Consider the following 14,888-nt stretch of genomic DNA (forward strand, 5'->3'; position numbering starts at 1 on the left):
AGCCCATTCGGGTGGCGGGGATTGACCTTGATGGCACTTTGGTTTCTGATGCCTGATACAAGAATGTAGATTGAATCACATTTGGGCCGGCACTGTTCGGCCTGTCTGGGGGGCTGGCAGTGCCGGATTTAAAACAGCAGTTGCTCAATATGCAGCGTCAGCTTGGACTGAACCCGAACGAGGTGCGTGAGCGCCTGCGCTTGCTGTTGATTGGTGAACCGGAGTTTGCCTGTCTGGCTGCTCATTTGCCGACGCTGGATCGGTTGCACGCCGATTGCATCGACGCGCTATTTGTTCATTTGAGCCACTTTGAGGGCAGCGCTGCGGTGCTCGCCGAGCCTGGCCGGATGCAGCGCCTCAAGGGCCAGCAGCAGGCCTATTTTCGACAATTGCTGCGCGGCCCCTACGATATGCAGTACGTGCGCCTGCGGGTGCTGGTCGGCCTGACCCACGAGCGTCTCGGCGTTGATCTGAAATGGTATCTGTCGGCCTTTCACTTCTATCTCGACTTCATGCACAAGGCGATTGGCCGGCACTGGCATGCCGAGCCCAAGTTGGCCGAACAGCTTTACGGCTGCCTGCTCAAGGCGGCGTTCTTCGATATCACCCTGACCGCCGATACCTATATCGCCGCCGACAAGCAGGCCCTGCAGGCGAGCGAGGATCGCTATGCCCGCGCAGTGCGTGGTGCCAACGACGGTTTGTGGGAGTGGCATGTAGAGGAAGATAGCCTGCATCTGTCCGAGCGCTGGCTGGCCATGCTTGGCCTGGATGCTGCTCGCGCCCCTCGCACCCTGGATGACTGGGCTGCCTTGATTCCTGAGAGTCAGCGCGGCCGCTTTATGGCGGCGGTGCAGGCGCACCTGGAAGGACGGCAGCCGTTTCTGCATTACGAGTGCGAGCTGCGCGACAGCTGGGGTCGTCTGATCTGGGTGATGATTCGCGCGGTGATGGCGACGGACCTGAATGGTGAGCATCTGCTCGCCGGTTCGCTGACCGATATCAGCCAGCGCAAGCAGACCGAAGAGGCGCTGGCGCATCAGGCGCTGCATGATGCGCTGACCGGCTTACCGAACCGTCAACAGGTTGGCGAGCTACTCGGTCAGGCGCTGCAGCGGCAGGCCAAACCCGGGGCGCGGCATGCTGCGGTACTGTTTATCGATCTGGATCGCTTCAAGCTGATCAACGAAAGCCTCGGACATCAGATCGGGGATCAGGTGCTGATTCAGGTCGCCAAGCGTATCGAGCGCTGCCTGCGGCCCGGCGACCATCTGGGGCGCTTTGGTGGCGATGAGTTTGTCGTGCTGCTGGACGATATGGCCAAGCCGCTGGATGCCGAGCTGGTCAGCAAGCGCATAATGCACGCCTTGCAATACCCCATCATTGCAGGGTCGCGCCGGCTTGCCGTCAGCGTCAGTATTGGCGTGGCGCCGCTGACCGGGCGCGGTAACGAGCAGGACGCCCTGCGCGAGGCTGACCTGGCGCTGTACCGGGCCAAGGCCTTCGGCAAGGGCCAGCTGGCGCTCTACAACGAGAGCTTGCAAGAAGAGGCGACCCAGCGGCTGAACCTGGAAAATGCCCTGAGCGAAGCCCTGTCGCGTGACCAGTTTGAGCTTTACTACCAGCCCATCGTCCAGGTGTCTGCCGGGCGTGCGCAGGTGGTGGGCGTGGAGGCTCTGCTGCGTTGGTGGCAGGGAGAGCGCCTGGTGCCGCCGGATCAGTTCATTCCGGTGCTGGAGGAGTCCGGAGAAATCGTCGCTGTCGGTGAATGGGTGCTCCGCCAGGCTTGCACGCAAGTGCATCAGTGGCACCAGCAGGGGCTGGCGGGGCTGCGCTGCTCGGTCAATCTGTCCAGTCGGCAGTTGCAGGAGCCCGGCTTTGCCGAGCGGGTGGCGCTGATCCTCAAGGAGACTGCGCTACCAGCCGCCAGCCTGGTGCTGGAGATCACTGAAAGTCTGCTGATGCGCGATGGGCCGGAAACCCTGGCCACGCTGCGTGAGCTGGAGAGCATGGGGGTGCGGATTGCGCTGGATGACTTCGGTACTGGGTTTTCCTCTCTGGGGTACCTGCATCGCTATCCGCTGCACATCATCAAGGTCGACAAGAGCTTTATCACCAAAGCGCCCACTGACGAACGCCTGAAAGCCATCAGTCGGGCGATTATCGGCCTGGGCCGTGGGCTGGACATGGACGTGATCGCCGAAGGTATCGAAACCCTGGAGCAGATGGACTTTCTGCATAACGAGGGCTGCCAGTTTGTGCAGGGTTACTGGTTCAGCCGGCCTCAGTCGGCGCTGGCCATCCATCCGGTATTGCAGCGCCTCTCGGCCACTGAAGAGCTTGAAGAGGGCGAGCAGGAGGCGGTGCAGGCGCCTGCTATAGTGCAGTAAAAGATGCACTGGGGGCACTGAGTGATGACAGTCATGCGACATGCAGCGCAGGCCTTTGCCGCGGGATTTTTGGCGGTTTTCTGTTTTCATCAGCCGGCGCTCGGGCTGCTGCACTCGGCCGGTATTGTGCCTTTCCCTCCGTTCTCCCTGAGCCCTACCGAACCCCTTGGTGTGCCGGCGGTGCTGTCGTCCGCCTTCTGGGGTGGCGTTTGGGGGCTGGTGCTGGTGGTCGCGCTGTCACGCATGGGCAAGCAGTGGCTGTGGCTGAAGGCGGCGCTGTTCGGCGGCGTAGCGCTGACGCTGGTGGCCTTGCTGGTGGTTTTTCCGCTCAAGGGTTACGGGCTCGACTGGCAGCAGTTTGTACCGCGTTTTGTCATTGGTTTTGTGCTCAATGCGCTCTGGGGCGTGGGCGCGCTGGTGTTTCTGCGCGCCTTTGCCAGTCGCGCCTGAGCCTGCGGCGCGGCTCTGCACTCAGCGCCCGATTTCCGCTACAATGGCGGCTTTTGTCTGCCGGGGTCCGTCACCATGGAAATCAATCCGATTCTGAACACTATCAAAGATCTGCGCAGCCGCTCTGAAACCATCAGGGGGTATCTTTGACTACGATCACAAACGTGATCGTCTGACCGAAGTAGAGCGCGAGCTGGAAGACCCCAGCGTCTGGAATGAACCCGAGCGTGCCCAGAACCTGGGACGCGAGCGTGCCCAGCTGGCCGAGATTGTCGGCACCCTGGATGAAATGAGCGGCGGCCTCGCTGACGCCAGCGAGCTGCTCGAAATGGCTGCCGAAGAGGGTGATCAGGGCGCGGTAGATGATGTGGTAGCCGAGCTGCAGCGCCTGCAAGAGGCGCTTGAGAAGCTCGAGTTCCGCCGCATGTTCAGCGGCGATATGGACGCCAACAACTGCTATCTGGACATTCAGGCCGGCTCCGGTGGTACCGAAGCCCAGGACTGGGCCAACATTTTGCTGCGCATGTACCTGCGCTGGGCGGACCAGCACGGCTTTGATGCGGAGATTGTCGAACTGTCCGAGGGGGAAGTCGCCGGTATCAAGAGTGCGACCGTGCACATTCGCGGCGAATACGCCTTTGGCTGGCTGCGCACCGAAATTGGCGTACACCGTCTGGTGCGCAAGAGCCCGTTTGACTCCGGCAACCGCCGTCACACCTCGTTCTCGGCGGTGTTTGCCTCCCCCGAGATTGACGACGATATTGAAATTGATATCAACCCGGCAGACTTGCGTATCGACACCTATCGTTCATCGGGTGCCGGTGGTCAGCACGTTAACACCACCGACTCGGCGGTACGGATTACCCACATTCCGACCAACACTGTGGTCAGTTGCCAGAACCAGCGCTCGCAGCACGCCAACAAGGACCACGCCATGAAGATGTTGCGTGCCAAGTTGTACGAGCTGGAAATGATGAAGCGCACCGAGGCCGCTCAGGCGCTGGAAGACACCAAGTCCGATATCGGCTGGGGGCACCAGATTCGCTCCTACGTGCTCGACCAGTCGCGCATCAAGGATTTGCGCACTGGCATTGAGAACAGCAACTGCAACGCGGTACTGGACGGCGACCTCGACGAGTTCATCGAGGCCAGCCTGAAGAAGGGGCTCTAAACCAGCCGCCGCAAGAGACACTGCCATGGCCCGCGTTGCGGGCCGGCAACCGAATTGATTTTTTCCGGGATTCACCGACATGACCGACCAGCCACAAGACCTGCAAGCCCAACATGAGGAAGAAAACCAGCTGATCGCCCAGCGCAAGGCCAAACTGGCCACCGCGCGCGAGCAGGGCATCGCCTTCCCCAACGACTTCCGCCGCGACAGCCTGTGCGCTGACCTGCAAAAGGCGTATGAGGGCAAGAGCAAGGAAGAGCTGGAAGCAGCGGCCATTCCGGTCAAGATTGCCGGTCGTATCATGCTCAACCGCGGTGCCTTTATGGTGCTGCAGGACACCTCCGGCCGCTTGCAGGTTTACGTTGACCGCAAGGGCCTGCCGGCCGAGACGCTGGAAGCGATCAAGACCTGGGACCTGGGTGACATCATCGCCGCTGAAGGCACGCTGGCGCGTTCGGGCAAGGGCGATCTTTATGTACACATGAAAAACGTACGCCTGCTGACCAAGTCGCTGCGTCCGCTGCCAGACAAGCATCATGGCCTGACCGACACCGAGCAGCGCTACCGTCAGCGCTATGTTGACCTGATCGTTAATGAAGAAGCGCGCCACACTTTCCGTGTGCGCTCGCAGGTGATCGCCCACATTCGCCGCTTCCTTAACGAACGCGGCTTCCTGGAAGTCGAAACGCCGATGCTGCAGACCATCCCGGGCGGTGCGGCGGCCAAGCCGTTTGAAACCCATCATAACGCGCTGGATATGGCGATGTTCCTGCGTATCGCGCCGGAGCTGTATCTCAAGCGCCTGGTCGTCGGCGGTTTTGAGAAGGTGTTCGAGATCAACCGCAACTTCCGTAACGAAGGTGTCTCGACGCGCCACAACCCCGAATTCACCATGTTGGAGTTCTATCAGGCCTACGCGGACTACAACGACAACATGGACCTGACCGAAGAGCTGTTCCGCGAGCTCGCACAGGCGGTACTCGGCACCACCGACGTGCCCTACGGCGACAAGGTATTCCATTTTGGCGAGCCCTTCGTTCGTCTGTCGGTCTACGACTCCATCCTCAAGTACAACCCGGACATCACCGAAGCCGACCTCAACGATGTCGAGAAGGCACGCGTCATCGCCAAGAAAGCCGGCGCCAAGGTGCTGGGTCACGAGGGGCTGGGCAAACTGCAGGTGATGATTTTCGAAGAGCTGGTCGAGAGTAAGCTGGAGCAGCCGCACTTCATTACCGAGTATCCGTTTGAAGTGTCTCCGCTGGCGCGTCGTAACGATCAGAACCCGAACGTGACTGATCGCTTTGAGCTGTTCATCGGTGGCCGTGAGATCGCCAATGCCTACTCGGAGCTTAACGATGCCGAAGATCAAGCCGAGCGCTTCCTGGCTCAGGTAGCGGAGAAGGACGCCGGTGACGACGAAGCCATGCACTACGATGCCGACTTTGTTCGTGCGCTGGAGTACGGCATGCCGCCGACCGCAGGGGAAGGCATCGGTATCGACCGCCTGGTGATGCTGCTGACCAACTCGCCGTCGATTCGCGATGTGATTTTGTTCCCGCACATGCGGCCAGAAACGGCGTAAGCCGTTTCAGCTGCAAGCCGCAAGCTACAAGCGGCAAGCAGTGCGAGTTGTATCAGGGCTATGATGATTATCGGCTGGTTCGTGTAACCTGCGAGAGTACGGACTGTATGGACAGCTTATAGCGTGCGGCTTGAAGCTTGCAGCTGCGACCCAAGGGAGCTACCCCGTGAAACAGAGTGAGCAGTATCAGCTGGTCATCCGCAGTCTGTCCGACCGCATTGTCGAGGCGCAGGCGCCGATTCGGGTGCTGGATGCTATCAAGTGGGACGATGGTATTCGCGATGCGTTTTTCAAAAAGCGCTGCAAGGCGCTGCCGGAGGTGACGGCGGATTACTACGCTCAGCGCCCGCTGAGCTTTGATCCGGCCGAACGGCGGCAGATTTTTCAGGATATCGAGCGCGACATCACTCGCCAGCTGGGGAGTTTCAACCCGGTTGGACAGATTATGCGGCGCATGTGTCGCGAGTACCGCATGGTTATCCGCATGCTGGAGGCGCGTGGCACCCAGGATTTTGGCCTGATCTCGCAAGAGCTCTACGGCGCGGCCTCTGATGCTTTTCACGCGGGTGATCCGACCCTGACCGACCTGGGTATCACGCTGAGCGAGTCGCTGAAGAATATTGCGCGTACTGACCTGGCCCGAGAGCCCAAGACCATTGCTGCGCCAGAAGCAGTCGAGATTCTCCAGGCGCGCATGAATGAGGCGTTTCCGGATGACCAGGCGGTGCGGGTATTCGAGTCCGACGGTATTGTTGCTGATGCCGCTGCTGGCGCGGATTACATCAAGATCCGCACTGATGCGCTGTTCAATCAACGGGATCTGAATATTCTTGCCGTGCACGAGGGTATGGTGCACGTGGCGACCAGTCTGAACGGCCAGCATCAGCCGATCTGCACCTTCCTGGCCAAGGGGCCGCCGTCTTCTACGGTCACCCAGGAAGGGCTGGCGATCCTGATGGAGGTGCTGACCTTCAACTCCTATCCGGCGCGCCTGCGCAAGCTGACCGATCGCACTCGGGCGATTCAGATTGCCGAGACCGGGGGCAACTTCCTGGATGTCTTCCAGTTTTACCGGGATGAAGGCTACTCGCGCGACGACGGCTACAACAATGCCAGCCGCGTATTCCGTGGCTCCTCCAGCGAAGGGCTGCCGTTTACCAAGGATCTGGTTTACCTGAAGGGGTTTATCCTCACCTACAACTACATTCAGCTGGCGGTGCGTAAAGGCAAGCTGCAGCAAATTCCGCTGCTGTTTTGTGGCAAGACCACGCTGGAAGACATGCGCACCCTGGGGCAGCTGGTGGAAGAGGGGCTGGTGGTGCCGCCGCGCTATCTGCCGGCGCCCTTTGCTGATCTCAACGCCCTGAGTGCCTGGATGTGTTTCTCGGGCTTTCTCAACAACCTGAGTCTGGAGCGGGTCGAAGCCGACTACGCCAATATTCTGTAAGCGGAGTTACTGATGTCGCAAGCGCAGGAAATCAACAAGCTACCCCTTATCCTCACCGCCATCGTCACTGTGGTGCTGACCGTTGCGGTGCTGCACCTGTATGGCTATCTCAATTTCGTTAATCCCGAGAAGGGCCTCGAGCTGGCTGACTACCGCGTGGTAACGGTGGGCTCTGAGGAGGCGGGTAATCTGCGTAGCAATCCGGCCAAGCACGAGGCTGAGTGTGTGGATGGCATTCTGGTGCTGCACGCTAGCCACATGAATGGCCTGTCCGGCGTGCTGCGTGATAATCGCGACCGGGTGGTGCGGTGCGTCAATCAGGTGGTTCCGGCGCTGGAGGAATAAGTAGTGGGTGAGCGGCCAATTCAACTGGACGATAGCTGGCTGGGCGAGCTGCAGGGCGAGTTTGAACAGCCGTACATGCAGCAGCTGCGCAGCTTCTTGCAGCAGGAGAAGGCTGCCGGCAAGACAATCTTTCCGCCAGGGCCGCAGGTCTTCAACGCGCTTAACTCTACGGCGCTGGACCAGGTCCGCGTGGTAATCATCGGTCAGGACCCCTATCACGGCCCGGGGCAGGCCCACGGGCTGAGCTTCTCGGTGCCGCCCGGTGTGCGCACGCCGCCATCGCTGCAGAATATCTTCAAGGAAATTCATCGCGATTTGGGGTTCCCCATTCCGCCCCATGGCTGCTTGCAGTCCTGGGCGGAGCAGGGCGTTCTGCTGCTCAATGCGGTGCTGACGGTTGAGCAGGCGCAGGCCGGGTCGCACGCCAAGCGTGGCTGGGAGCGTTTTACCTCCAAGGTGATAGAGATAATCAACGCGCGCCGCGAGCACTGTGTGTTCCTGCTGTGGGGCAGCTACGCCCAGCGCAAGGGTGAGCAGATTGACCGGCAGCGCCACTGCGTGCTGACCTCGGTACACCCCTCGCCGCTATCGGCGCACCGCGGGTTCATCGGCAACGGTCATTTCTCTGCCGCCAACCGTTACCTGGTTGAGCACGGCCTTACCCCTATCGACTGGAGTTTGCCGGCGCTACCCGCCTGACCCCTCAGCAGGTTTTGTGCTAAAACGGAACCAGATACCGAGCAAGCTGGAGGCCGTTATGGAGCATGCACTGCAACCCTATACCGCACTGGTTCCGCGCACAGATAAGCTGGTGGTTCAAAAAGCCGGGCATACGGCGCTGGTCACCATCGACAACCCGCCCGCCAATACCTGGGACTCGGACATGCTGCATGGCTTGCCCGAGTTGCTGGCCCATCTCAATGCCGACCCCGATATCTACGCGTTAGTGCTGACTGGTCGTGGCGAGCGCTTCTTTTCCGCAGGTGCCGATCTAAAGATGTTTGCCGACGGCGATGCGGCGCGGGCGCGCGAGATGGCGCGCCTGTTCGGGGCTGCTTTTGAGGCCCTTCGCGACTTTGCCGGGGTGAGCATTGCCGCCATCAATGGTTATGCCATGGGTGGCGGTCTGGAGTGCGCACTGGCCTGCGATATTCGTATTGCCGAGCGGCAGGCTCAGCTGGCCTTGCCAGAGGCCGGTGTCGGCTTGCTGCCTTGCGCCGGTGGCACGCAGGCGCTGGCTTGGTTGGTCGGCGAAGGTTGGGCCAAGCGAATGATTCTGTGCGGTGAGCGGATTGATGGCGTGCGAGCAGAACGCATTGGTCTGGTCCAGGATTGCGTGGAACAGGGCCATGCGGTCGGCGTGGCGTTGCAGCTGGCGGCGCAGGTCGCACGGCAAAGCCCGGTGGCGGTGCGCTATTGCAAGGAGCTGATTCAGGGCGCGCGCACTCAGCCAGTCAATAGCTTGCTTGCCGCCGAGCGCGAGCGCTTCGTCGACCTGTTCGAGCTGGAGGATACCCTGGAAGGGGTGAATGCGTTTCTGGAGAAGAGACCGCCGCAGTGGACGCGGCGGTGATAGGCTTTTTGCGTTAGGCCAGCAACTGCATGGCGGCTTCCATCTCGGCAGACAGGTCTTCGTCTTCCTGTTCATCCGCCGGGTTCAAGCCAAGCTTGGCAAAGGCGCTGATGCCGCTCCAGTCCATTTGCGCGTACGGGTGCTGGGTGCCTGACAGTGACTGCAGCATGGCAACCTGCACAATATCGGCGTAGTCAACGCTGGCCGAGTTGCGCTGAAAATCCAGATGCTGGGACGGTACGTGGCGCAGAGGTTCGGGGAAGTCCCACGCCTGCAGAATGCGGTCACCCAGTAGTGGGTGAATGCGGTCGATGACCAGATTCAGGCTGATGGAATCACGCAGCAGTTGGCTGTTTTCCTCGGCATAGCTAAGAATCGGCAGTACGCCAATCTGATGCACCAGGCCAGCCAGCGTCGCCTGGTCGGGCTTGAGCTTGGTGTAGTGGCGGCACAGGACATGACTGATCCCGGCAACTTCGGTGCTGCGGGTCCAGACTTCGCGCATCTTGCGGTCAATGACGTCAGAGGTCGCCTGGAACATTTGCGACATCGCCAGGCCGGTTGCCAGGTTGGCGGTGTAGGCGATACCCATGCGGTTGACGGCCATCGACAGGTCGGTGATTTCTTGCCGGCTGCGCAGTAGCGGACTGTTGACCACCTTGATCAGGCGTGCGCTCAGGGCGGCGTCGTTGCTTATCTCGCGCACCAGGTCAGGAATGCTGACGTCCGGATCTTCGGCGGCTTCGCGCACGCGCAGGGCCACTTCCGGCAGGGTGGGGAGAACCAGTTGATCCTTCTCGATGGCTTGCAGCAGCTCATCATGGACACGTTGGGCGAGGTCAGTCATGTCTTGTCCCTTGTCGTTCTGTTATTCGGCTTCGGCGGCGGCCAAGGTCTGCTCGTAGGGCAGTTCGCTTAATGTAAGCAGCGGGCCGTCGGTTGCGCCCAGACTCAATGTTTCCAATTGTGCCGCATCCTTCTGCAAAACAGCCAGCAATTCCACGGCCTTGTGGCCGCGTGCGGCGATGACTACCTCGCCAACGGCCTTGCCGCTGTCGCGGTCAACTACCTCTGTACCGGGTTTGGGCGGTGCATCGCCCGCCATCAGCAGTCGATACATACGGCGCTTGAGTTTGCCCAGATACTGCATGCGCGCAACGATTTCCTGGCCGGTGTAGCAGCCTTTGCGAAAGCTCACACCGCCCAGGTGCTGCAGGTTGAGCATCTGGGGAATGAAGGTTTCCAGCGTTGGCCCGGTCACCTGGCCGATGCCGCTCTGAATCTGTCGCAGTTGCCACTGGTTGGCGCTGACCAGTGAGGCGTGATCGGTCAGCGTCTGCAGCAGTGCTTCGGCTTCGGCAATCGGCGTCCAGATGGCGTAGGCCGCGCCCGGCAGGCGCAGGGCAATGCTGTCGCCCGCGCGGCTGACGCCGTTGTCCTCGGCGGGTGGCTGGAAGCCGGCCGCAGTCAGTGCCTGCTCGGCTTGCTCGCCCCACAGGCCAAAGCCCGCCCAGTTGTCGCTTTGATCGGCCAGTTGGCATTGGCGGTAGAGGGCGGCGTACTTGCCCAGGTCGGCCAATTGCGGGGCGACCAGTTCGCGCGCCAGGCTCAGCAGCATGCCGTCGGCTGTGCGCCAGATGCGAAAGCTCGACTGCATGCGCCCCTTGGGGTTGCAGCGTGCGCCCAGGCTGCTGTGCGCCTGGTCCAGCTCACGCAGGTCGCAGGTAACTTGCCCCTGGAGGAATTTGTCGGCGTCACCGCCGGTCACACTGATCAGGCCCTGATGCTCGAGCAGACTGAGGCCTGTGGCGAAGTCGCTGCTGTCGCTCGCCTCGGCAAAGTGGTTGGCAAGCTCGGCGTGTAAGGTCATACCGTCGTTGTTCCCTTGGTGTGTGGTGGTACATCATAGGGCGCAGGGCGGGTGCTTGTCAGGCGCCGCTTGCTGCTATCTTGTCGTTATAATGAGAATTGCAATGCGCAGTTCAATTCTCAGCTTGTGGAGTTGCCGATGTCGGCCGATATAGAAATGAAACGTTTGTTCTGGCACAGCCGTCGCGGCATGCTGGAGCTTGATGTGCTGCTGGTGCCTTTTCTGCAGGAGGCATACCCGACGCTGGATGCAGCCGACCAGGCCCGTTACCGTCAACTGCTTGAGTGTGAAGATCAGGATATGTTCGGCTGGTTTATGCAGCGTGGTGAGCCTGATGACCCGGATCTGCGCCGTATCGTGAGGATGATTCTGGACCGTGTACAGCCAAACTGAATATCTGTTGCTCCAACGCCAGCCGTCGCGCTGGATGGCGCTGGTGTTGCTGTTGAGCAGCCTGCTGGCCTGCCTGGGCGTTTTCAACAGCGCCCTGTCGCTCTGGCCCAGCCTGCTGTGCGTTGGCCTGGTGCTGCTGTACGGTGGCTGGGTCTGGCCGCGGCAGGTCAGTCTGCGCCACCCGCATTCGGTGACCGGGCTGCGGTTTGACAGTGAAGGCTGGCATATCCTGCGCCGCGACGGCTCCGAGGTGGCGGCGCGGCTACTGGCCGATACCTACGTCAGCGCCATGCTGACGGTTGTGCGTCTGCGCGAGCAGGGGCGCTGGTGCCCTGTGTCGGTGGTGCTGCCGGCGGACGCAGCCTCCGAGGAGAGCCTGCGCCGATTGCGGTTACGGCTGCGCTTCAGTCGCCAGCGCTGGGTGGCGGCAGAATAGTATCCAGTGCCTCTTCCAGCTGCGCCGGATAGTCCAGGGTGTAATGCAGGCCGCGGCTTTCGTTGCGCTGCATGGCTGAGCGGATAATCAGGTCGGCAACCACCGCAAGGTTACGCAGCTCCAGCAGGTCACGGCTGACCCGATAGTTGCTGTAGAACTCGTGGATTTCTGCCAGCAACAAGTCCACCCGGTGCTTGGCCCGCTGCAGGCGCTTGGATGTGCGCACAATGCCCACGTAGTCCCACATGAAGCGCCGCAGCTCATCCCAGTTGTGCGAAATGATCACGTCCTCGTCCGAGTCGGTTACCTGGCTCTCGTCCCAGTTTGGCAGCGCGGTCGGCATCTCGGTGCTGGCCAGGCGCTCAAGGATGTCACGGCTCGCGGCGCGGCCATAGACAATACACTCAAGCAGCGAGTTGCTGGCCATGCGGTTGGCGCCGTGCAGTCCGGTGAAACTGGTCTCGCCAATGGCGTAGAGCTGCTCCAGGTCGGTGCGCCCGCTGCTGTCCACCATCACGCCGCCGCAGGTGTAGTGGGCTGCCGGGACCACGGGGATGGGCTCGCGGGTGATGTCGATGCCAAATGCCAGGCAGCGTTCGTGCACGGTTGGAAAGTGGCTGCGAATGAACTCGGCTGGCTTGTGGGTGATGTCCAGATAAACACAGTCCAGACCCAGGCGTTTCATTTCATGGTCGATGGCGCGGGCGACGATGTCGCGCGGTGCCAGTTCGGCGCGCTCGTCAAAGCGCGGCATGAAGCGTTCACCGTTGGGCAGGCGCAGCAGGGCGCCTTCGCCGCGTAGCGCTTCGGTAATCAGAAAGCTCTTTGCCTTGGGGTGGTACAGGCAGGTGGGGTGGAACTGGTTGAATTCCATGTTGGCGACACGGCAGCCCGCGCGCCAGGCCATGGCAATGCCGTCGCCGGAGGCGCTGTCCGGGTTGCTGGTGTATAGATACACCTTGCTCGCGCCGCCGGTGGCCAGCACGGTAAAGCGCGCGGCGACGGTTTCAACGTGCCCGCTTGAGCGGTTGAGTACATAGGCGCCCAGACACAGGTTGCCGTCGCGACCGAGTTTCTTGCTGGTGATCAGGTCAACGGCCACGCGGTTGTCCAGCAACTCAATGTTGCTGTGCTCTTCGGCCCGTTTCAGCAGGGTATTGAAGATGGCCGCGCCGGTAGCGTCGGCGGCGTGAATGATGCGTCGGTGGCTGTGGCCACCCTCGCGCGTGAGGTGAAAGTCGTCGGCCTCGCTGCCGTCTTCGCGTCGCTCGCGGGTAAAGGGCACGCCTTGCTCCACCAGCCAGCCGATGGCATCCCGGCTGTCTCCGACAATCTGACGTACCGCATCTTCGTGGCACAGGCCGCCGCCGGCGATCAGGGTGTCCTGGACATGGGCATCTACGGTGTCGGCATCGTCGAGCACTGCCGCTACACCACCCTGGGCCCAGAAGGTAGAGCCTTCGGAAAGCTGGCCCTTGCTCAGTACGGCCACCCGCAAATCGCTGGCCAGGTGCAGGGCGAGGGTCAGGCCGGCAGCGCCGCTGCCGATGACCAGTACGTCGTATTGGCGTTGTTGCGTCATATCTTCATTCAACTGCAGGGTGATCTGAATGCCCAGGGGAGCGCTCACGCGTGCATCTTTGGCGTTGTATGTACGACCGATGGCGTTGCTGGGGGCGGTCGCCTGCGGCTGGCTGCTTCGGCCTTTTGTTGGTGCAGGGGCGGATGGAATTAGTCAGCACTTCCCTAGTATATAGAAGCCCGCTGCCGCACAATACTGCCACCCATGGGTGAGTGCGCCTGTGCCCACCTGCTGGCAGGATGCTGGCAATATGCACTCATGGGGGAACTTTTTGCCGACAGCGACGTTCCTACTGCTGTACCTGAGTGAGGGGAGAACTTTTGGTTACATCCTGTGTCTACGATAACAAGTCCGGTCGCGGGCCCTGCAGAGTGAATTCGCCATGACAGGGCAGAGTGACCAGCAACTGGTTGAACGAGTTCAGAAAGGGGACAAGCGCGCCTTTGATCTGTTGGTACTCAAGTATCAGCACAAGATCCTCGCGCTGGTGACGCGCTTCGTGCACGACAGTCATGAAGCGCAGGATGTGGCCCAGGAGGCTTTCATCAAGGCGTACCGCGCGCTGGCCAACTTTCGTGGTGACAGTGCGTTTTATACATGGCTGTACCGCATCGCGATTAACACCGCGAAGAATTATCTGGTCGCCCGCAACCGTCGGCCGCCGGATTCGGACATCGCCGCTGATGAGGCTGAGTATTACGAGGGTGACAGCATCCTCAAGGATATTCATTCCCCTGAACGCGAGATGTTGCGCGACGAAATCGAGCAGGTAGTGAACAAAACCCTCGAACAGTTGCCTGATGATTTAAGAACAGCGTTAACCCTGCGTGAGTTTGAAGGGTTGAGCTACGAAGACATTGCCAACGTGATGGATTGTCCGGTCGGGACAGTTCGCTCCCGGATCTTCCGGGCTCGTGAGGCAATAGATAAAGCCCTGAAACCGCTACTCGAAGCGTGATCGGCAACAGGGTGCAACGCAGTGAGCCCTATGGGCCAACAGCAGAGGTAAAGCAATGAGAAACGAAGTCTTGCAGGAGTCTCTTTCCGCTCTCATGGACAACGAGGCTGATGAACTGGAAGTGCGCCGTGTTCTCCAGGCAGCTGATCAGGATCCGGCACTGCGTAGTACCTGGGCGCGCTACCAGATGGCACGCTCGGTGATGCACAAGGAGCCCTGGCAGGGTTCAGTCGACCTGTCCGCGGGTATTGCTGCCGCGCTGCAGGACGAGCCGGCGCTGCAAATGGAGCCCGAGCAGGCTGCGCCTGCTGCCGCTCAAGGCTCTGTGTTGTGGCGTAACTTCGGCCGGATGGCCGTGGCCGCGTCGGTCACACTGGCTGTTCTGGTCGGCGTACGCATGGTCAACCAGGGCGATGCACCGACTCAGCCGATGACAGCAGCGAACAGCCCGGCGCCGTCCATGCTCCAGGCCAACCCGGCTGCTCGCACTGGTGCCGTACTTGCAGGTTACTCGCAAAACGGTGCTGCCGTGACGGCTGCCGAGCCGCTGGCGCCGGCCCAAGCGCCGTCGGCGTGGCATGAGCAGCGCATCAGCCGCTACCTGCGTGAGCACGCAGAGGCGGGTGCCCAGTCCAACACGCCCCAGCTGGTGCCTTATGCCCGCGCGGCGAGCATGGAAGGTCGCTAG

General features: G+C 61.1%; 15 protein-coding genes. 12 read left to right on the forward strand and 3 right to left on the reverse strand.

Features of this window, described 5'->3' with window-relative positions; translation table 11 throughout:
* Window positions 1–119 precede the first annotated feature (119 nt).
* The 8 genes from BM116_RS00075 to BM116_RS00110 all read left to right on the forward strand — a co-directional run bounded on the left by BM116_RS00075 (window position 120) and on the right by BM116_RS00110 (window position 8,961).
* Window positions 120–2,390 carry a putative bifunctional diguanylate cyclase/phosphodiesterase gene (locus BM116_RS00075; protein WP_235846656.1) on the forward strand — a complete coding sequence of 757 codons (2,271 nt, stop codon included), beginning with the start codon at window positions 120–122 and terminating at the stop codon, window positions 2,388–2,390.
* A gap of 33 nt (window positions 2,391–2,423) precedes the next feature.
* Complete coding sequence (locus tag BM116_RS00080) at window positions 2,424–2,840, forward strand: hypothetical protein (protein ID WP_083727332.1); 417 nt, start codon at window positions 2,424–2,426, stop codon at window positions 2,838–2,840.
* A gap of 75 nt (window positions 2,841–2,915) precedes the next feature.
* Window positions 2,916–4,011, forward strand: a protein-coding gene (prfB, locus tag BM116_RS00085; RefSeq protein WP_139056975.1) for a peptide chain release factor 2 whose coding sequence is annotated in 2 segments (ribosomal slippage) — window positions 2,916–2,987 and window positions 2,989–4,011 — 1,095 coding nt in all. Because the reading frame shifts where the segments join, the coding sequence is not laid out codon by codon here.
* A gap of 79 nt (window positions 4,012–4,090) precedes the next feature.
* Window positions 4,091–5,596 (forward strand): lysine--tRNA ligase, encoded by a 1,506-nt coding sequence (gene lysS / locus BM116_RS00090; protein ID WP_083727330.1) that lies wholly within the window; start codon window positions 4,091–4,093, stop codon window positions 5,594–5,596.
* Window positions 5,597–5,762: 166 nt separating this feature from the next.
* Window positions 5,763–7,043 carry a flavohemoglobin expression-modulating QEGLA motif protein gene (locus tag BM116_RS00095; protein ID WP_083727328.1) on the forward strand — a complete coding sequence of 427 codons (1,281 nt, stop codon included), beginning with the start codon at window positions 5,763–5,765 and terminating at the stop codon, window positions 7,041–7,043.
* A 12-nt stretch (window positions 7,044–7,055) separates the two neighbouring features.
* Window positions 7,056–7,388 (forward strand): PA3694 family proteiin, encoded by a 333-nt coding sequence (locus tag BM116_RS00100; RefSeq protein ID WP_083727326.1) that lies wholly within the window; start codon window positions 7,056–7,058, stop codon window positions 7,386–7,388.
* A gap of 3 nt (window positions 7,389–7,391) precedes the next feature.
* The gene (gene ung, locus BM116_RS00105; protein ID WP_083727324.1) at window positions 7,392–8,087 is read left to right on the forward strand and encodes a uracil-DNA glycosylase; all 696 of its coding nucleotides are present in this window, start codon (window positions 7,392–7,394) and stop codon (window positions 8,085–8,087) included.
* A 58-nt stretch (window positions 8,088–8,145) separates the two neighbouring features.
* On the forward strand, window positions 8,146–8,961 hold the full coding sequence (locus BM116_RS00110) for an enoyl-CoA hydratase (protein ID WP_083727322.1): 816 nt from the start codon (window positions 8,146–8,148) through the stop codon (window positions 8,959–8,961).
* Between the two features lie 13 nt (window positions 8,962–8,974).
* On the opposite strand, the gene BM116_RS00115 is transcribed toward BM116_RS00110, so the two are convergent.
* Both BM116_RS00115 and ygfZ read right to left on the reverse strand, forming a co-directional pair.
* Window positions 8,975–9,808, reverse strand: coding sequence for an HDOD domain-containing protein (locus tag BM116_RS00115; RefSeq protein WP_083727320.1), 834 nt, complete (start codon window positions 9,806–9,808; stop codon window positions 8,975–8,977).
* A 21-nt stretch (window positions 9,809–9,829) separates the two neighbouring features.
* Window positions 9,830–10,831, reverse strand: coding sequence for a CAF17-like 4Fe-4S cluster assembly/insertion protein YgfZ (gene ygfZ, locus BM116_RS00120; RefSeq protein WP_083727318.1), 1,002 nt, complete (start codon window positions 10,829–10,831; stop codon window positions 9,830–9,832).
* 138 nt (window positions 10,832–10,969) lie between these two features.
* Between ygfZ and BM116_RS00125 the strand changes: the two genes are divergently transcribed.
* Window positions 10,970–11,224, forward strand: a complete 255-nt coding sequence (locus tag BM116_RS00125; RefSeq protein WP_083727316.1) for an FAD assembly factor SdhE — start codon at window positions 10,970–10,972, stop codon at window positions 11,222–11,224.
* Window positions 11,208–11,660 (forward strand): hypothetical protein, encoded by a 453-nt coding sequence (locus BM116_RS00130; protein WP_083727314.1) that lies wholly within the window; start codon window positions 11,208–11,210, stop codon window positions 11,658–11,660. Before BM116_RS00125 ends, BM116_RS00130 begins: the two co-directional genes overlap by 17 nt.
* On the opposite strand, the gene nadB is transcribed toward BM116_RS00130, so the two are convergent.
* Window positions 11,629–13,242 carry an L-aspartate oxidase gene (gene nadB, locus BM116_RS00135; protein ID WP_083727364.1) on the reverse strand — a complete coding sequence of 538 codons (1,614 nt, stop codon included), beginning with the start codon at window positions 13,240–13,242 and terminating at the stop codon, window positions 11,629–11,631. The two genes, BM116_RS00130 and nadB, sit on opposite strands and share 32 nt — an antisense overlap.
* Window positions 13,243–13,624: 382 nt before the next feature.
* Here nadB and rpoE point away from each other — a divergent pair, with 382 nt between their 5' ends.
* Both rpoE and BM116_RS00145 read left to right on the forward strand, forming a co-directional pair.
* Window positions 13,625–14,200 (forward strand): RNA polymerase sigma factor RpoE, encoded by a 576-nt coding sequence (gene rpoE / locus BM116_RS00140; protein WP_083727312.1) that lies wholly within the window; start codon window positions 13,625–13,627, stop codon window positions 14,198–14,200.
* Window positions 14,201–14,255: 55 nt separating this feature from the next.
* The gene (locus tag BM116_RS00145) at window positions 14,256–14,888 is read left to right on the forward strand and encodes a sigma-E factor negative regulatory protein (RefSeq protein WP_083727310.1); all 633 of its coding nucleotides are present in this window, start codon (window positions 14,256–14,258) and stop codon (window positions 14,886–14,888) included.

The organism is Halopseudomonas pachastrellae (assembly GCF_900114765.1).
Lineage (GTDB): Bacteria > Pseudomonadota > Gammaproteobacteria > Pseudomonadales > Pseudomonadaceae > Halopseudomonas > Halopseudomonas pachastrellae.

Excerpts from the sequence above, each read along its gene's own strand:
- rpoE (WP_083727312.1), top strand. The coding sequence starts at position 13,625 with ATGACAGGGCAGAGTGACCAGCAACTGGTTGAACGAGTTCAGAAAGGG.
- BM116_RS00145 (WP_083727310.1), top strand. The coding sequence starts at position 14,256 with ATGAGAAACGAAGTCTTGCAGGAGTCTCTTTCCGCTCTCATGGACAAC.
- BM116_RS00115 (WP_083727320.1), bottom strand. The coding sequence starts at position 9,808 with ATGACTGACCTCGCCCAACGTGTCCATGATGAGCTGCTGCAAGCCATC.
- lysS (WP_083727330.1), top strand. The coding sequence starts at position 4,091 with ATGACCGACCAGCCACAAGACCTGCAAGCCCAACATGAGGAAGAAAAC.
- nadB (WP_083727364.1), bottom strand. The coding sequence starts at position 13,242 with ATGACGCAACAACGCCAATACGACGTACTGGTCATCGGCAGCGGCGCT.
- BM116_RS00080 (WP_083727332.1), top strand. The coding sequence starts at position 2,424 with ATGCGACATGCAGCGCAGGCCTTTGCCGCGGGATTTTTGGCGGTTTTC.
- BM116_RS00100 (WP_083727326.1), top strand. The coding sequence starts at position 7,056 with ATGTCGCAAGCGCAGGAAATCAACAAGCTACCCCTTATCCTCACCGCC.
- ygfZ (WP_083727318.1), bottom strand. The coding sequence starts at position 10,831 with ATGACCTTACACGCCGAGCTTGCCAACCACTTTGCCGAGGCGAGCGAC.
- BM116_RS00110 (WP_083727322.1), top strand. The coding sequence starts at position 8,146 with ATGGAGCATGCACTGCAACCCTATACCGCACTGGTTCCGCGCACAGAT.
- BM116_RS00125 (WP_083727316.1), top strand. The coding sequence starts at position 10,970 with ATGTCGGCCGATATAGAAATGAAACGTTTGTTCTGGCACAGCCGTCGC.